At 70.1% G+C, this 17786-nt stretch carries 14 protein-coding genes; all 14 read left to right on the top strand.

Annotated elements, in window-relative coordinates:
• The first annotated feature begins 31 nt into the window (after window positions 1-31).
• The 14 genes from BM145_RS01155 (at window position 32) to ilvD (ending at window position 17781) form a co-directional block, all read left to right on the top strand.
• Window positions 32-1252, top strand: a complete 1221-nt coding sequence (locus BM145_RS01155) for a hypothetical protein (RefSeq protein WP_093330218.1) — start codon at window positions 32-34, stop codon at window positions 1250-1252.
• Window positions 1252-1872 carry a P-loop NTPase family protein gene (locus BM145_RS01160; RefSeq protein ID WP_093330221.1) on the top strand — a complete coding sequence of 207 codons (621 nt, stop codon included), beginning with the start codon at window positions 1252-1254 and terminating at the stop codon, window positions 1870-1872. Before BM145_RS01155 ends, BM145_RS01160 begins: the two co-directional genes overlap by 1 nt.
• Window positions 1869-4025, top strand: a complete 2157-nt coding sequence (locus BM145_RS01165) for an RNA degradosome polyphosphate kinase (protein ID WP_093330224.1) — start codon at window positions 1869-1871, stop codon at window positions 4023-4025. The genes BM145_RS01160 and BM145_RS01165 overlap by 4 nt, the downstream gene beginning before the upstream one ends.
• A 2-nt stretch (window positions 4026-4027) precedes the next feature.
• Window positions 4028-5500: a Ppx/GppA phosphatase family protein gene (locus tag BM145_RS01170; RefSeq protein ID WP_093330809.1), complete on the top strand. Its 1473-nt coding sequence runs from the start codon at window positions 4028-4030 to the stop codon at window positions 5498-5500.
• A 118-nt stretch (window positions 5501-5618) separates the two neighbouring features.
• Window positions 5619-6101 (top strand): SsrA-binding protein SmpB, encoded by a 483-nt coding sequence (gene smpB, locus BM145_RS01175; protein WP_093330226.1) that lies wholly within the window; start codon window positions 5619-5621, stop codon window positions 6099-6101.
• Window positions 6101-6676: a DUF2062 domain-containing protein gene (locus tag BM145_RS01180; protein WP_093330229.1), complete on the top strand. Its 576-nt coding sequence runs from the start codon at window positions 6101-6103 to the stop codon at window positions 6674-6676. Before smpB ends, BM145_RS01180 begins: the two co-directional genes overlap by 1 nt.
• A 63-nt stretch (window positions 6677-6739) precedes the next feature.
• A complete protein-coding gene (locus BM145_RS01185) occupies window positions 6740-8824 on the top strand; it encodes a M13 family metallopeptidase (RefSeq protein ID WP_093330231.1) in 2085 nt (694 codons plus the stop codon).
• A gap of 65 nt (window positions 8825-8889) precedes the next feature.
• Window positions 8890-10962, top strand: a complete 2073-nt coding sequence (locus BM145_RS01190) for a M13 family metallopeptidase (RefSeq protein ID WP_093330234.1) — start codon at window positions 8890-8892, stop codon at window positions 10960-10962.
• A gap of 251 nt (window positions 10963-11213) precedes the next feature.
• The gene (locus BM145_RS01195; protein ID WP_093330811.1) at window positions 11214-13580 is read left to right on the top strand and encodes a hybrid sensor histidine kinase/response regulator; all 2367 of its coding nucleotides are present in this window, start codon (window positions 11214-11216) and stop codon (window positions 13578-13580) included.
• A 45-nt stretch (window positions 13581-13625) separates the two neighbouring features.
• Window positions 13626-13976: a response regulator gene (locus BM145_RS01200; RefSeq protein ID WP_093330237.1), complete on the top strand. Its 351-nt coding sequence runs from the start codon at window positions 13626-13628 to the stop codon at window positions 13974-13976.
• A 26-nt stretch (window positions 13977-14002) separates the two neighbouring features.
• The gene (locus tag BM145_RS01205) at window positions 14003-14236 is read left to right on the top strand and encodes a hypothetical protein (protein WP_093330239.1); all 234 of its coding nucleotides are present in this window, start codon (window positions 14003-14005) and stop codon (window positions 14234-14236) included.
• A gap of 64 nt (window positions 14237-14300) precedes the next feature.
• Window positions 14301-15095, top strand: coding sequence for an SDR family NAD(P)-dependent oxidoreductase (locus BM145_RS01210; protein WP_093330812.1), 795 nt, complete (start codon window positions 14301-14303; stop codon window positions 15093-15095).
• Window positions 15096-15104: 9 nt separating this feature from the next.
• Window positions 15105-16019: a glycoside hydrolase family protein gene (locus BM145_RS01215; RefSeq protein WP_093330242.1), complete on the top strand. Its 915-nt coding sequence runs from the start codon at window positions 15105-15107 to the stop codon at window positions 16017-16019.
• Between the two features lie 43 nt (window positions 16020-16062).
• Window positions 16063-17781 (top strand): dihydroxy-acid dehydratase, encoded by a 1719-nt coding sequence (gene ilvD, locus BM145_RS01220; RefSeq protein WP_093330244.1) that lies wholly within the window; start codon window positions 16063-16065, stop codon window positions 17779-17781.
• Window positions 17782-17786: the final 5 nt, after the last annotated feature.

Below are 17786 nucleotides of genomic sequence, written 5' to 3' on the forward strand. Positions count from 1 at the left end.
TTCCACGCCCGCTTGTCCAAAAGGCGGGCGCATGCGCCGCCCCGCCATCCTCCTTGCCGCCGCGGCGCTTCTTCTCGGCAGCGCCGTGGTCGCGCAGATCGAGGGGACGCGCGGCCTCGCGCCCGTCGACGCCGGCGGCGCGTTCGAGGTGTCGGGCGTCACTGTCGACGTCGCGGCCCCCAGCGCGGAGGCGGCGCGGCTCGGCGGCTGGCGGCTGGCCCAGCGCAAGGCCTGGGTGCAGCTGTCGCGCCGCCTCGGTGGCGGCGGCGGACTGGTGTCGGACGGCACGCTCGACCAGCTCGTGTCCGGCATCATCGTCGAGAACGAGCAGATCGGGCCCCAGCGCTACATCGCGCGACTGGGCGTGCTGTTCGATCGCGCGCGCGCCGGATCGGTGCTCGGCGTCGCCGTCTACGCCGATCGGTCGACGCCCATGCTGGTGATGCCGGTCGAGTGGTCGGCGGGCGTCGGCCAGGTGTTCGAGGGGCGCTCCGCCTGGCAGGCTGCCTGGGCGCGCTTCCGCACCGGCAACAGCAGCATCGATTACGTCCGCCCGGCCGGCACCGGCCCCGATTCGCTGCTCCTCAACACGGGGCAGGCGGGGCGGCCGGGGCGCGGGTGGTGGCGGACGATCCTCGACCAGTACGGCGCGTCCGACGTATTGATCCCGACCGTCCGGCTTTATCGTCAATGGCCCGGCGGCCCGGTGATCGGCGCGTTCGAGGCGCGGCACGGGCCGGACAACACGCTGATCGGCGCCTTCACCCTGCGCGTCGGCACGGCGGAAGGATTGCCGCGGCTGCTCGATACCGGGGTTCAGCGGCTCGACGCGCTCTATGCCCGCGCACTGCGCGACGGTGCGCTCCGCCCCGACATCGCGCTGCTGCCGCCCCCCACGCCGACGCCCACCGCCACGCCGACGCCGGAGACGCTGGACCAGCTGATCGACAGCCTCGCCCCCGCCAGTGCGGGCACGGCGCTGACGCTCCAGTACGACACGCCCGGCACCGCCAGCGTCGCCAATGTCGAGGCGCTGATCCGCGGCATTCCCGGTGTCCGCTCCGCCGCGACCACCAGCCTGGCGCTCGGCGGCGTGTCGCTGATGCGCGTGGTGGTGGAGGATCAGCCCGCGTTCGTCGCGGCCATGCAGTCGCGCGATTACCAACTGCTGGGGCAGGGGGCGACGCTGCGCCTGCGCCGCGCCGCGCCGCCCGCCTCGCCCGCCTCGCCGGAAAGCCAGACGGGCGGCTGATGACCCAGATGGCGCTGCCGCTGGCCTGGCCGGCGGACCCTCGCGACGACGCGTTCCTGGTCACCCCTTCCAACCAGCAGGCGACGCGGGTGCTGGAGGGCTGGGCGAGTTGGCCCGTCCGCACCGCGATCCTCACCGGCCCGCGCCGTTCCGGCCGCAGCCTGCTCGCCCGCATCTTCGCCGCCAAGAGCGGCGGCGCGATCGTTGACGATGCCGAGCGGCTGGGGGAGGCGGAACTGTTCCACGCCTGGAACCGCGCGCAGGAGGAAGCGCGCCCGCTGGTGATCGTCGCCGACGCCGCGCCGCCCGCCTGGACGGTGCGCCTGCCTGATCTCCGCTCGCGCCTCGCCCTTAGTCCTCACGCTGTCATCGAAATGCCCGATGACGCGCTGGTGCGCGCGCTGCTCGACCATCTCTTCGCCAGGCGCGGCCTCGACGCGCGGCCCGACCTGATCGACTGGATCGCCGCCCGGATCGAGCGCAGCCACCTGTGCGTGGAACGGGCAGTGGACGCCATCGACCAGGCGGCGATGGAACGGCGCGCCCGCCCGACCATTCCGCTGGCACGCACCGTGCTCGCCGCGTCCGCGCTGATCGCCGGCTCTCCGGAGGAACCATGACCCGTCCCGCCCATGTCGCGCACCTGCCGGAGCCGGACGACGATCCGTTCACGCCCGAGCCGAACGACCGTTATTTCAACCGCGAACTCTCCTGGCTCGCCTTCAATCGCCGCGTGCTGGAGGAGGCGTGCAACCCCGCGCACCCGCTGCTGGAGCGGCTGCGCTTCCTGTCGATCTGCGGCTCCAACCTGGACGAATTCTTCATGGTTCGCGTCGCCGGCCTGAAAGGGCAGCAGGCGCAGGCGGTCGAGCGCCGCTCCGCCGACGGCCTGACGCCGGGGCAGCAGCTCGGCGCGATCATCGACGAGGCGGATCGGCTGATGGAGAGCCAGCAGGCGGTGTGGGGCGATCTGCGCACGCTGCTCGACGAGGCGGCCTTCCACATCCTGCGCCGCGACGCGATCGACGGCGAGCACGATGCCTGGCTGGAACAGCATTTTCGCGATCAGGTGTCGCCGATCCTGACCCCGCAGGCGCTCGACCCGGCGCACCCGTTCCCCTTCATCCCCAACCGCGGCCTGTCGGTGATCTTCGACCTGGAGCGCGTGTCCGACGGCGAGCCGATCCGCGAGCTGGTGATGCTGCCCGGCACCATCCCCCGCTTCGTGCGCCTGCCCGGCGACGAGGTCCGCTACCTGTCCGTGGAGGCACTGGTGAAGCGGTTCGCGCCGCTCATCTTCCCCGGCTACATCGTCCACGGCGCCGCCGCCTTTCGGGTGCTGCGCGACAGCGACATCGAGATCGAGGAGGAGGCGGAGGACCTCGTCCGCTACTTCAAGAACGCGATCAAGCGCCGCCGCCGCGGCCGCGTCATCCGGCTGGAGCTGGAGACGGGCATGCCCGACGCGCTCGCCGCCGTCCTCAAGTCCGAACTGGGCGGTGCCGAGACGATCATCACCGAGAGCGGCCACCTCCTCGGCATCACCGACCTCGACAAGCTCACCGACGAGGATCGACCCGACCTCAAATTCGTGCCCTTCACCCCGCGTTTCCCCGAGCGGATCCGCGAGTTCGACGGCGACTGCTTCGCCGCGATCGCCGCCAAGGACATCGTCGTCCACCATCCGTACGAGACGTTCGAGGTGGTGCTTGCCTTCCTGAAACAGGCCGCCGCCGATCCCGACGTGGTGGCGATCAAGCAGACGCTCTACCGTGCCGGCAAACAGTCCGCCGTCATCGCCGCGCTGATCGCCGCGGCGGAAGCGGGCAAGTCCGTCACCGCCGTCGTCGAGCTCAAGGCGCGCTTCGACGAGGAACAGAACCTCCACTGGGCCTCCGCGCTGGAGCGCGCGGGCGTGCAGGTCGTCTACGGCTTCATCGACTGGAAGACGCACGCCAAGATCGCGCTGGTCGTGCGGCGCGAGAATGGCAGTTTCCGCACCTACTGCCATTTCGGCACCGGCAATTACCACCCGGTCACCGCGCGGGTCTATACCGACCTCAGCTACTTCACCGCCGACGCGGCGATCGGGCGCGACGCGGCGCAGCTGTTCAACTACGTCACCGGCTATGTCGAGCCGCACGGGTTGAACTGCATCAGCCTGTCGCCGCTCGACCTGCGCCGGCACCTGACCCGGCTGATCAACGACGAGATCGCTCATGCGCGCGCCGGCCGTCCCGCGGCGATGTGGGCCAAGATGAACAGCTTGGTCGACCCGGCGATCATCGACAAATTGTACGAGGCGTCGGACGCGGGCGTGGAGATCGATCTGGTCATCCGCGGCATCTGCTGCCTGCGCCCGCAGGTGCCCGGCCTGTCGGACAACGTCCGGGTCAAGTCAGTCATCGGCCGTTTCCTGGAACACAGCCGCATCTGGGCGTTCGGCGCGGGCAAGGGGTTGCCGGGCGACGGCGCCAAGGTGTTCATCTCCTCGGCCGACTGGATGCCCCGCAATTTCGACCGCCGGGTCGAATACATGCTGCCGATCACCAATCCCACCGTCCACGACCAGATCCTCGATCAGGTCATGGTCGCCAACCTGCTCGACGACGAGCAGAGCTGGGTGCTCGGTCCCGACGGCCAGTACGACCGCGTCACGCCGGGCGACAAGCCGTTCAACCTCCACCGCTATTTCATGACCAACCCCTCGCTCTCGGGCCGCGGCGCGGCGCTGGAGAAGGTGCCGACGCTGTCGCTCCGGGCCTCGGCGTGAGCATCGCCGACGCGCTGTTCGGGCGCCGCAGGAGCGATGCGGGCCGCCAGGCGATTATCGACATCGGCTCCAACTCGGTCCGCCTCGTCGTCTATCAGGGGCCTGCGCGCATCCCGGCGGTGCTGTTCAACGAGAAGGTGCTCGCCGGTCTCGGTCGCGGCCTCGCCGATACCAGCCGGATGGACGAGGAGGCGCTGGCGCTCGCCCGCACCGCGCTCGCCCGCTTCGCCGCCGTCGCACGCGAGATGGACGCGGAGGTGCGCACCGTCGCCACCGCCGCCGTGCGCGACGCCGCCAACGGCCCGGATTTCATCGCCGCCGCGGCCGCGCTCGGCCTGACGGTCGAACTGCTGACGGGCGAGCAGGAGGCGACCGCCGCCGGCATGGGGGTGCTGTCCGGCATTCCGCAGGCCGACGGTATCGTCGGCGATCTGGGCGGCGGCAGCCTCGAACTGGTCCGCGTCAGGGACGGCGCGGTCGCGGAGCGGGTGTCGTTCCCGCTCGGCGTGCTGCGCATCGCCGGCAAGCGCGGCAAGCCGCTCGACGCGCTGGTCACCCGCCTGATCGAGCAGGCCGGCTGGGCCGGAAAGGGAAAAGGCCTGCCCCTGTACCTGGTCGGCGGATCGTGGCGCGCGCTCGCCCGGCTCGATATGTCGCTGACCGACTATCCGCTGCCGATCGCCCATCAATATTGCATGTCGGCCGAGACGATCGCGCGGATCAGCCGATCGGTGGCGCAGCTCGGCAAGCCGCGGTTGCGCGCGGTACCGGGCCTGTCCTCGGGCCGCAGCGCGACCCTCGCCGATGCCGCCGCGCTGCTCGCGGTGCTGCTGCGCCGGCTCGGCTCGACCACCACGATCGTCTCCGCCTTCGGTCTGCGCGAAGGACTGTTGTTCGGCGAACTGGCGGAGCAGGATCGTGCGCTCGACCCGCTGATCGTCGCCGCGCGCGAGGAGGGCAGGGTGCTCGGCCGCTTTCCGGAACACGGCGACCTGCTCGACCGCTGGATCGCGCCGCTGTTCGCCGACCATCCGGCCGCCGAGGCACGCATCCGCCACGCCGCCTGCCTGCTCGCCGATGTCGGCTGGCGCGCGAACCCCGAGTTCCGGGCGGAACGCGGCCTGGAAACCGCACTGCACGGTGCCTGGGTGGCGATCGAGTCCGCCGAGCGCGCGCAGCTCGCCCAGGCGCTGTTCACCAGCCTGGGCGGCGGCACCGCCATGCCCGATCCGCTGTCGCGCCTCGCCGATGTCGAGCGTCTGCTCCGCGCCACGGTCTGGGGTTTGGCCGCGAGGCTCGGCCAGCGCCTCAGCGGCGGCCTGGCGGGCCCGCTCCAGCGTTCGTCCGTCTCGATCGACGACGGCAAGGTCGTTCTTCACCTCCGCGACGGCGACCGCGCGCTCTACGGCGAGACCGCCGAGAAGCGCCACGCCGCACTGGCGACGGCGCTCGGGCTGAAACCAGCGCTGGCCTAGCCGTCATGCCGGGACGGGGCCCGGCATGACGAAAGAGGATGGGGCGGGAATTACATCCGCCCGCCCGCCACCATCCCCGCTTCCCACGCGCCCCACTCGCGCCTACATCACCGCCACGATGTCCCGCCCCAAACCCGCCACGTTCGACAAGAAGAAGGTCGTCGCCGAGAACCGCCGCGCGCGCTTCGAATACGAGATCGACACCGTCTACGAGGCCGGCATCGCCCTCACCGGCACCGAGGTGAAGTCGCTCCGCTTCGGCGAGGGCTCGATCGCCGAGAGCTACGCCGAGGTGAAGGGCAGCGAGGTCTGGCTCGTCAATTCCAACGTGCCCGAGTTCAGCCACGGCAACCGCTTCAACCACGAGGCGAAGCGCCCGAGGAAGTTGCTGCTGCACGAGCGCGAGATCAACAAGCTTCACGGCGCCGTCGCGCGCGAGGGGATGACGCTGATCGCGCTGTCGGTCTATTTCAACGGTCAGGGCCGCGCCAAGGTCGAACTCGCGCTCGCCAAGGGCCGCAAGGATCATGACAAGCGCGCCCACATCAAGGAACGCGAGTGGAAGCGCGAGGCCGGCCGGATCATGCGCGAACGCGGCTGATGGCCAGCATGCCGCCGACCCTCTGGCAGCGATCGCTGTCCTGGTGCCGGCGCAACATGCCGACCCGCGACTCGATGGAGCGCAGCCGCCTGCTCCGCCCCGTCGCGCACCGCGTGCTCGCGCCCGAGCTGTGGCGCTTCACCCGCCGCTCGGTGCCGCGCGGCGTCGCGCTCGGCATGGTCGCGGGCTTCCTTTTTCCCGTCGCGCAGATCGCCATCGCCGCCATCTTCGCGCTGCCGTTCCGCGCCAACGTGCCGGTAGCGGCGCTGACCACCTTCATCACCAACCCGCTGACGACACCGATCCTGTGGTATCTCGCCTACCGCATCGGCGCGTGGCTGATCCGCACCGACATGGCCGTGGTGACCGCGCCGGTGGCGGAGCAGGCGACCGGCTGGCTGCAATGGGCGACCAGCGGCCTCCACTGGCTGTGGGACAAGGGGCCGGCGTTCGGGCTCGGCCTGCTCGTCCTCACCGGCGGCTGCGCGGTGGTCGGCTACGCGCTCGCCGCCTTGTCATGGCGCGCGTGGATAACCCACAAGTGGCGCAATCGGCATCAGCGACAGCATGATTGACGAACCGCTTTAGTCGGATACAACACGCCGCATCACGTTACTCCTGATACCAAAGGATGATCGATGCGCCTGACGTTCGCCGCCCTTCTGCTCGCCTCCGTCGCGCCCGCCACCGTGGCGGTCGCCGGCCCGGGCCAGGCCAGCCCGCCGGCCAATGCCCGCGCGACCGACGCGGCCGCCGCCGCGGGCAAGCCGAAGCTGGGCGATTTCGGCGTCGCGCTCGACAACATGGACACCTCGGTCAAGCCGGGCGACGACTTCTACAAATACGTCAACGGCAAGTGGCAGGAGCGGACGGAGATCCCCGCCGACCGTGCCAGCTGGGGCGGCTTCGCGATCCTGCGCGACCTGTCCGACCAGCGCACCCGCACGCTGATCGAGCAGGCCGCCGCCAAGCAGAACGCGCCCGGCAGCATCCCCGACAAGATCGGCACCACCTATGCCAGCTTCATGGACGCCGCCGCGATCGAGGCGGCCGGTGCCAAGCCGCTCGCACCCTACATGGCGAAGGTCGCGGCGGTGAAGACCCCCGCCGACCTCGCCCGCTATTTCGCCGACGCGACCAAGCGCGGTATCGACGTGCCGATCGGTCTCGGCGTCCAGCAGGACCTGAAGGACAACAGCCAGTACGCCGTCTACGCGGGGCAGGGCGGCCTCGGCCTGCCCGACCGCGACTATTACCTGGTCGACAATCCCAAATTCGCCGAGGCGCGCACCAAGTACGTCGCGCACATCGCCACCATGCTGCGCCTCGCCAACTATCCCGATCCGCAAGCCGCCGCGCAGCGCATCTTCGACCTGGAGAAGAAGATCGCCGCCGTCCACTGGACCCGCGCCGAGCAGCGCCAGGTGGAAAAGGCGTACAACCCCGTCGCCACCGCACAGCTCGCCGCGCAGATGCCCGGCTTCGACTGGGCGACTACCGTTCAGGAGGCGGGGCTCGCCGGCCAGCCGCGCGTGATCGTCGGCCAGCCGTCGGCGCTCAAGGGCACCGCCGCGATCATCGCCGCCACACCGATGGCGACGTGGCGCGACTATCTCGCCTTCCGCGAGATCAGCCACGCCGCGCGCTTCCTGTCGTCGCCCTTCGTCAACGAGAATTTCGCCTTCTACGGCACCACCCTGTCGGGCACGCCGCAGCTCAAGGACCGGTGGAAACGCGGCGTCGACCTCGTCAACGGCTCGCTGGGCGAGGCGGTGGGCCAAGTCTACGTCCAGCAGTATTTCCCGCCCGAATCGAAGGCGAAGATGGACGAGCTCGTCCGCAACCTGATCGCCGCCTACGACGTGCGTCTGTCCAAGCTCGACTGGATGGCGCCCGAGACCAAGGCGAAGGCCCGCCAGAAGCTCGCCGCCTTCACCCCCAAGATCGGCTATCCCGACAAGTGGAAGGATTATTCGTCGCTCAAGGTGGTGAAGGGCGACGTGCTCGGCAACGCCGATCGCGCCAACCTGTTCGAGTATAACCGCCAGCTCGCCAAGATCGGCAAGCCCGTCGACCGCAGCGAATGGTTCATGACTCCGCAAACGGTCAACGCCTATGCCAACCCGCTGATGAACGAGATCGTGTTCCCGGCCGCGATCCTGCAGCCGCCGTTCTTCGATCCCAACGCCGATCCGGCGGTCAATTACGGCGCGATCGGCGCGGTGATCGGCCATGAGATCAGCCACCATTTCGACGACCAGGGCCGCAAGTTCGACATGCGCGGCAACCTCACCGACTGGTGGACGCCGCAGGACGTCCAGCGCTTCAAGGCCTATACCGACAAGGTCGTCGCGCAGTACGCCGCCTACGAGCCGCTGCCCGGCGCGCACGTCAACGGCGAGCTGACGCTGGGCGAGAACATCGCCGACCTGGCCGGCGCCACCGTCGCCTACGACGCCTATCGCCTGTCGTTGAAGGGCAAGCCCGCGCCGGTCATCGACGGCTTCTCGGGCGACCAGCGCTTCTTCCTCGGCTTCGGCCAGGTCTGGCAGACCAAGGCGCGCGACGCCGCCGTCCGCCAGCAGCTGACCACCGATCCGCACACGCCCGGCAACTGGCGCGCCTACGTCGTCCGCAACCTCGACCCCTGGTACGCGTCGTTCAAGGTCGAGCCGGGCACGAAATACTATCTGGCGCCCGCCGATCGCATCAAGGTCTGGTGATCCCCTCCGCCCGCCGGTCCCAGCGACCGGCGGGTTCTTCTTTCCTCAGCGAACAAGGCCCGTCCATGAAGCTCGTTCATTCCGCCTCGCTCCTCGCCGTCACCGCCGCGATCGCCACGGCCGCCTGGTCGCAGACCGCCGAAACGCGTATCACCCAGGGCCAGGCCGCGGTCGGGCCGGTCGCGCCGCGCAAGGCGGAAGGGCCGCAATACGGCACGTTCGGCTTCGACGAGGCGGGCATGAACCGCCAGGTCGCACCGGGTGACGATTTCTACGCCTTCGTCAACGGCACCTGGGCGAAGAACACGCCGATCCCCAGCGACAAGTCGAGCTACGGCTCGTTCAACATCCTGTCCGACCTGTCGGAAGAGCGCACCCGCGGCATCCTGGAAGAGGCGGCGAAGGACAAGGGCTCCAAGATCGGCCGCGCCTACGCCACCTATGCCGACACCGCCGCGATCGAGGCCAAGGGACTGGCTCCGATCAAGCCCTGGCTCGCGCGGATCAAGGGGCTGAAGGACCGTGCCGCCTATCCCGCGCTGGTTGCCGAGGCGACGCGCGCCGGCATCGGGGGACCCTTCGCGGGCTATGTAGGCCAGGACGACAAGCAGCCCGAGGTCTACGCGCTGACGCTCGCCCAGTCGGGCCTCGGCATGCCCGACCGCGACTATTATCTGAAGCCAGACGCCAAGCTCGCGGAGACCAAGGCCGCCTATCAGGCGCACATCGCGCGCCAGCTGGCGAGCGCGGGGGAGCCCAACGCCGCCGCCCGCGCCGCCGCGCTGGTCGATTACGAGACAAGGATCGCGCAGGTCAGCTGGACGCGCGTCGACAGCCGCGACGCCACCAAGACCTACAACAAGATGTCCGCCGCCGATCTCCAGCGCATGGCCCCCGGCTTCGACTTCTCCACCTATTTCAAGGGTATCGGCGCGCCGGTCGACACGGTGATCGTGTCGCAGCCCACGGCCGTCGCGGGCATCGCCAAGCTGGTCGCCGCGGCCCCGCTCCAGGTCCTGCAGGACCAGTTGCTCGTCCGCTCGCTCGACGGTTACGCCGACGTGCTGCCGAGCGAGTTCGATCGCGAGCAGTTCGCCTTCTACGGCACCGTGCTGTCGGGCACGCCCGAGCAGGAGGCACGGTGGAAGCGTGCCGTCGCCTTCACCTCCGGCGCGCTCGACGACGAGGTGTCGAAGATCTACGTCCAGCGCTATTTCCCGCCGGAAACCAAGGCTGCGGCCGACAAGCTGGTCAGGAACGTCATCGCCGCGATGGACGCGCGCATCGACAAGCTGGAATGGATGACGCCCGCCACCAAGGTGAAGGCGCATGCGAAACTCGCCGCCTTCACGCCCAAGATCGGCTATCCCGATCGCTGGAAGGATTATTCCGGCCTCCAGATCAATTCGGGCGACGCCTTCGGCAACCAGTGGCGCGCCAACAATTGGCAGCAGGCGTATAACGTCCAACATCTCGGCAAGCCGCTCCAGCGCTGGGAGTGGGGCATGACGCCGATGACCATCAACGCCTACGCCAATTTCGGCATGGTCGAGATCGTCTTCCCCGCCGCGATCCTCCAGCCGCCCTTCTTCGATCCCGAGGCGGACCCGGCGGTCAACTATGGCGGCATCGGCGCGGTGATCGGCCACGAACTGAGCCACCATTTCGACGACCAGGGCGCCAAGTACGACGCCAAGGGCGAGTTGACCGACTGGTGGACTCCCGCCGACGTCGCCGCCTTCGCCCAGCGCACCGACGCGCTGGTGGCACAGTACAACGCCTACGAGCCGCTGCCCGGCCTCCACGTCAACGGCAAGCTGACGCTGGGCGAGAACGTCGCCGACCTCGCCGGCCTGACCGTCGCCTACGACGCGTACAGGAAATCGCTCGGCGGCAAGCCCGCGCCGGTGCTCGGCGGCTTCACCGGCGACCAGCGCTTCTACCTCGGCTGGGCACAGGTATGGCGGCGCAACTACCGCGAGGCGAACCTGCGCCAGCGCCTCCTCACCGATCCGCACTCGCCCTCCGAGCAGCGCACCTGGGTCGTCCGCAACCTCGACCCCTGGTACGCCGCCTACAAGCCTTCCCCTGCGCAGAAGCTCTACCTCCAGCCGCAACAGCGCGTCCGCATCTGGTAGGGGAACGCTTTTCCCCATCGTCATACCGGGCGTGATCCGGGGTCCATGGTTCCGCAAACGCTCAGGCCGGTGAACGCGCGGCACCATGGATGCCGGGTCAAGTCCGGCATGACGATGGGCGTTGGCGGTACGTCAATGGTCCTGCCGGCGGTGCGTCCTGCCTCGGCGGCATGACGATGGGAAGGTGGTGGGTGGAGCGCGATCGCTGCTGCGCGCTTGACGCCGCCCGCCGTCCCGGCGACCACCACCGCATGGCCAGCCTCACCCCGACCCGCACCGCCGCGATTGTCGCGACCCTCGCTGGCGCGGTGGCGGGCGGCGTGGTGCTCGCGGTCGCCGGCAGCTGGGTCGCCGCCGCCGGCTTCCTGGCCGCCGCCATCGTTTCCGCGGGCATCGTCGTCGCCTGGCGGCTGCTCGCACCCGTCGCCCCGCCCGGCGCGCGCGCACTCGATTGGTCGGTGACGCGCGAGGTCGCCGATGCGGGCGGCGATCCGATCGCCGTCACCGATCGCACCGGCCTTCTCGTCTGCGCCAACCACGCCTACGAGGCATATTTCTCGGACCTGCCGACGCCGCCCGGCCTGCCGCTCGACGACGACGCGGGTGAGCGGCTCGCCATCGCCGCCAAGGCCGCCTGGCGCGACGGACGTGCCGCCGCCGACCTCGCCCGCGGCGGCATCCCGCTCGCCGTCACCGTCACCCGCACCGGCGACGAGGCGGATCTGCTCGTCTGGCGCTTCGCCGAGCACCGCGAGGAGGACGTCGCTCGCCGCCTGGAGATCGCGCTCTCCACCCAGGTCGGCGAGCGGCTGGGCGAGGTCGGCGTGATGGCCGCGCTGCTCACCGCCGACGGCGAGGTCCGCAACGCCAACCGCGTCCTCTCGGCCCGTGCCCTGGGCGAGCAGGGCAGCCTCGTCGGCCGCGACTTCGCCCGCACCCTCATCACCGACAGCCGCGGCCTGGTTCGGTTCGAGCGCGAGGGGCTGGAGGGCACGCCGCTGCGCCTCGTCCAGCTGCCGCTGCCCGGTGTCGGCGCGGGCATCGGCGACGGGGCGATCCTGGTCGCGCTGCTCGACGACCATGACGACGCGCCCGCCGTCGGGGCGTCGGCGGCCGAGCATGTCCGCAGCCTCGTCTCGCTGATGCCGTTCGGGATCGCGCTGGTCGATCGCGAGGGCCGCTTCATCCAGATGAACGACGCCTTTGCCCGTGCCGCCGGCGTCGCGCCCGCCGAGGCGCCCGTCTATCCCGGCGACTTGGTCGTGCGCGAGGACAAGGCCGCGGTGGCCGACGCGATCCGCCGCTTCGCCGGAGGCGCCACCCACTCCGCCGACATGGCCGTCCGCCTGCGCGATCACCCGGACGAGCCGGTCGCGCTCACCATCGCGGGCGCGCGCGGCCTGGGCGAGGCCGCCGTCCTCCTCAGCCTCAAGGACAATTCGGAGGAGGTCCGCCTGAAGCGCGAGGTCGCGCAGGCGACCAAGATGCAGGCGGTCGGCCAGCTGGCGGGCGGCGTCGCGCACGACTTCAACAACATCCTCACCGGCATCCTTGGCCACTGCGACCTGATGCTGATGCGCCACTCGCCCGGCGACAGCGATTACGACGACATCCAGCAGGTCCGCACCAACGCCAACCGCGCCGCCAGCCTGACGCGCCAGCTCCTCGCCTTCTCGCGCCAGCAGACGCTGCGCCCGCAAATCCTGCAGTTACCCGACGTGGTCTCGGAAGTGTCGTCGCTCCTCCAGCGCGTGATCGGCGAGAAGGTGCGCCTCGACGTCAGCCACGGTCGCGCGCTCGCTCCCGTCCGGGCCGATCCGGGGCAGATGGAACAGGTCGTCGTCAACCTGGCGGTCAACGCGCGCGACGCGATCCTGGCAACGGGCACCAGCGGCACGCTCACCATCAACACCTTCGCCGTGTCCGCCGCCGACGTGCGCGCGATGGGCACCGACATCCTGCCCCCGGCCGACTACACCGCCCTGTCGGTCAGCGACACCGGCACCGGTATCCCTGCCGAGGTGCTGCCCAAGATCTTCGAGCCGTTCTTCACCACCAAGGAACTCGGCAAGGGCACCGGCCTCGGCCTTTCCACCGTCTACGGGATCGTCAAGCAGTCGGGCGGCTGGATCTTCGCCGATTCGAAGCCGGGGCAGGGCGCCACCTTCACCATCTACCTGCCCGTCCACACCGCCGCCGTCGCCGAGCCGCTGCGCACCGCCGCGCGCCCCGCTCCGCGCAGCGGCAGCTGGGGGCAGGGCACGGTGCTGCTCGTCGAGGACGAGGACATGGTGCGCGCCGTCGCCGAGCGCGCGCTGGTGCGCCAGGGCTACACCGTCCTCACCGCCGAGAACGGGGAGGCGGCGCTGGACCTGCTCGCCACCGTCGATCGGCCCGATCTGCTCATCTCCGACGTGATGATGCCGGTGCTCGACGGCCCCACCATGGCGCGCCGGGTGCGGGAGAAATACCCCGACATGCCCGTCCTCTTCATGTCGGGCTATGCCGAGGAGCAGCTGCGCCGCCTGATCGACATCGACCATGTCCGCTTCATGCCCAAACCCTTCTCGGTCCAGCAGCTCGCCGACGCCGCGCGCGACGCACTGGCGACGCGATAAGGCCTTTGTTGCCAAGCCGTTCCGATACCGGCTAGGGCGTGCGTGATGACCGCGCGCAAACAGATCCTGATCGTCGAGGACGAGCCCCTGATCGCCATGATGCTCGAGGATTTCCTCGACGTGCTTGATCAGGACGTCGCCGGCACCGCCGACAGCGTCGCCACCGCGCTTGAACGCGTCGGTGGCGGCGGTATCGACGCCGCGATCCTCGACGTCAACCTGCGCGGCGGCGAGAAGAGCACGCCGATCGCCGAGGCGCTGGCCGACGCCGGCGTTCCCTTCGTCTTCGCCACCGGCGGCGGCGACGAGAGCGTCGACGAACGCTTCCGCTCCCGCCCCGTCCTCCAGAAGCCGTTCACCATGGACGGCGTCGCCCGGGCGCTCGCCTCGCTGTAGCGGCTCGTCGGCCTTTCGCGGCGCCGATGTCCGCGCTTCGCCGCCACGCCCTGCTTCTCTCCGCCGTCGTCGCGGTGGTTCTCGTCGCGACCGCGCTCGGCGGCGGTTTCGCCGTCGCGACCACGCTTGTCGCCCTTCCGCTGGTCGCCCGGCGTTACGACAATCATACCGGCAGCCTGCTGCTCCTCGCCGTCCTGTTCGACCTCGTCGTCCTCGTCATGGTCCTGCTGATCGCGCTCATGGCGATGCACGGGCGGTAGCCGCCGCGCGGATCATAACGCAATCGTCACGGAACTCGGAGTGGGGGCGGCGCGCTTGCGCGATATGACCGACATAGCCCCATCGCCCGTCGCGATCGTCACCGGCGGCGAGTCCGGGATCGGCGCCGCGTGCGTCGTCGCCCTGGCCCGCACCGGCACTCGCGTCGTCTTCACCTATTTCAAGGATGTCGCCGCCGCGGCGCACGTCCGCGACGAGGCCGGTGGCGAGGCGCACGCGCTCCCCGTCCAATGCGACGTCGGCGACGAGCAGCAGGTCGAGGCGCTGTTCGCCGCCGCGGAGAAGGCGTTCGGCCGCGTCACCCGGCTGGTCAACTCGGCCGGGCTCAACATGAGCGGCGTCCGTCTGGTCGACATGCCGCTCGCCCAGTTCGATCGCGTGCTCCACGCCGACCTGATCGGCCCCTTCCTCACCTGCCGCCGCTTTGCCCAGGCGCTGACCAAACTGGGCAAGGGGCAGGGCAACGGGCAGGGTGGCCGCATCGTCAACATCTCGTCGATCCACGAACGCGCGCCGCGCGCCGGCGGCGTCGACTATGACGCGGCCAAGGGCGGCCTCGCGCAGCTCACCGCCACCCTCGCGCTCGAACTCGCGCCGCAGCGGATCGCGGTCAACGGCGTCGCGCCGGGAATGATCCTGACGCCGATGAACCAGCACGCCGTCGACGACGTCGCTTATCGCCGCAAGCTGGAGGCCAACATTCCCTGGGGCCGCGCCGGTACACCGGACGAGGTCGCCGCGCTCGTCGCCTTTCTCCTCTCGCCCGCCGCCGACTATATCACCGGCACCACCGTGACGATCGACGGCGCCCTGTCGCTCACCGTCGCGCAAGGGGCCTGAGAGAGCGTCATGCCGACCTACGCCGTGGAACAGATCGACGCCGTCACCATCGCGCCCGGCTCGCCGCTCGACGGCATGGACCTGATGAGCCCATACGTCTGGCGGGAGGGCGGCCGTTACCGGATGCTCGTGCGCGGCGTGCCCAATCCGATGGGCCCGCACGACCCGACCGGCGTGATCGCCGCGGGATGGAGCGACGACGGCCTCGCCTTCACCCTCGATCCCGATCTCGCCATCACGCCCGGCACCGACCCGGCCGATCCCGACGCGGGCGGGTGCGAGGACCCCACCGTCGTGATCGACGACGACGGCGGCTACGTCATCTATTATACCGGCGTCGATGCCGCCCGCACGCAGGGCGTGATGATCGTCGCCACCGGTTCGTCGCTGGATGCCTTGCGGAAGCGCCGCATCGTCCTCCCCGCCCCGCCGGGGGAGGGAAACATCAAGGAAGCCACCGTCGTCCGCACGCCCGCGGGCGACTGGCGCCTGTTCTACGAATATGCAGCGACCGAGGAGGGCGGCGTCGGCGCCTCCCGTATCGGTCTCGCCGGAGCGACGATGCTCCACGATCGCTGGACCTCCGTCGCCGATCCCTTTCCCATCCGTGCCGATTCCTGGGACAATTGGCACCTGTCGACCGGCCCGATCTGCAGGATGCCGAGCGCCGACCCCGTCATGTTCTACAACGGCGCCACCGTCGACGCGCGCTGGCGGATCGGCTGGATCAGCTTCTCCGACGATTATGCGACGGTGACGGGGCGGGGGCTCGAACCCGTCATCCTGCCGCCGCCACCTGTCGAGCGCGGCAAGACCGACATCGCCTTCGCCGGCTCGACCGTGGTCGAGGACGACATGATCTCGCTCTATTATTCGCTGGAGGACCGCACGCTGCGCCGCGCTCGCATCCGCTACTACGCGTAATAAGCTTGCGCCGAACCGAGGTCCGGCGACATAGGCGTTCGCCATGACCCAGTTCGACAAGTCCCGCCTGCCCAGCCGCCACGTCTCCGTCGGCCCAGAACGCGCGCCCCACCGCAGCTATTACTACGCCATGGGCATCTCGGAGGAGGAGATCGCCCGCCCGTTCGTGGCGCTCGCCTCGGCCGGCAACAACTCCGCGCCGTGCAACACCACGCTCGACGCGCAGGCCGATGCCGCGCAGGCGGGCGTGATCCAGGGCGGCGGCCTGCCGCGCCGCTTCAACACCATCACCGTCACCGACGGCATCGCCATGGGCCACCAGGGCATGAAATCCTCGCTGGTCAGCCGCGAGGTGATCGCCGATTCGGTCGAGTTGTCCGTCCGCGGCCATTGCTACGACGCGCTGGTCGGCTTTGCGGGCTGCGACAAGTCGCTGCCGGGCATGATGATGGCGATGCTGCGCCTCAACGTGCCCTCCGTCTTCGTTTATGGCGGCTCGATCCTCCCCGGCCGCTTCCAGAACCGCGATGTCACCGTGATCGACGTGTTCGAGGTCGTCGGTCGCTACGCCGCCGGCGCCTGCCCGCTGGAGGAGGTGCACGCGCTGGAGAAGGTGGCGTGCCCCGGCCACGGCGCCTGCGGGGGCCAGTTCACCGCCAACACCATGGCCTGCGTCGGCGAGGCGATCGGCCTGTCGCTGCCCAACAGCAACATGGTGCCCGCGCCCTACACCTCGCGCGAGCAGATCGCCGTCGCCGCCGGCGCGCAGGTGATGGAACTGATCGCGCGGCAACTGCGCCCGCGCGACATCTGCACCCGCGCCGCCTTCGTCAACGCCGCCCGCGTCGTCGCCGCCACCGGCGGCTCCACCAACGCCGCGCTCCATCTGCCCGCGATGGCGAGCGAGGCGGGGATCGACTTCGACCTCCACGACGTCGCCGACGCGTTCAAGTCGGCCCCCTACATTGCCGACCTCAAGCCCGGCGGCCGATACGTCGCCAAGGACATGTACGAGGCGGGCGGCGTCTACATGCTGATGAAGACCATGCTCGCCCACGACCTGCTCGACGGCGACTGCCTGACCGTCACCGGCCGCACGCTGGCTGAGAATATCGACCAGGTCACCTGGAACCCCGACCAGAAGGTCATCTACGACGTCGCGACGCCGCTCAGCCCCACCGGCGGCGTCGTCGGCCTGCGCGGCACACTTGCCCCCGACGGCGCGATCGTGAAGGTCGCCGGCATGCACCGCCTCCAGTTCGAGGGGCCGGCGCGCGTCTTCGACTGCGAGGAGGATTGCTTCGCCGCCGTCGAGGCGCGCGCGGTCGCGGAAGGGGAGGTGCTCGTCATCCGCTACGAGGGTCCCAAGGGCGGGCCCGGCATGCGCGAGATGCTGTCCACCACCGCCGCGCTCTACGGCCTGGGAATGGGCGAGAAGGTCGCGCTCATCACCGACGGCCGCTTCTCCGGCGCCACCCGCGGCTTCTGCATCGGCCATGTCGGGCCGGAGGCGGCGGATGGCGGCCCGATCGCGCTGGTCGAGGACGGCGACACCATCCGCATCGACGCGGAGGCGGGCACGATCGACCTCCTCGTCGACGACGCAACGCTCGCCGCCCGCCGCGCCGCCTGGCTCCCCCGCGTCAACGATTACGGCTCGGGCGCCTTGTGGCGCTATGCGCGCACCGTCGGTCCCGCCTGCAAGGGCGCGCTGACCCATCCCGGCGCGCGTGAGGAACGCCATGTCTACGCCGATATCTGAGATGC

Source organism: Sphingomonas rubra (assembly GCF_900115745.1).
Lineage (GTDB): Bacteria > Pseudomonadota > Alphaproteobacteria > Sphingomonadales > Sphingomonadaceae > Sphingomonas > Sphingomonas rubra.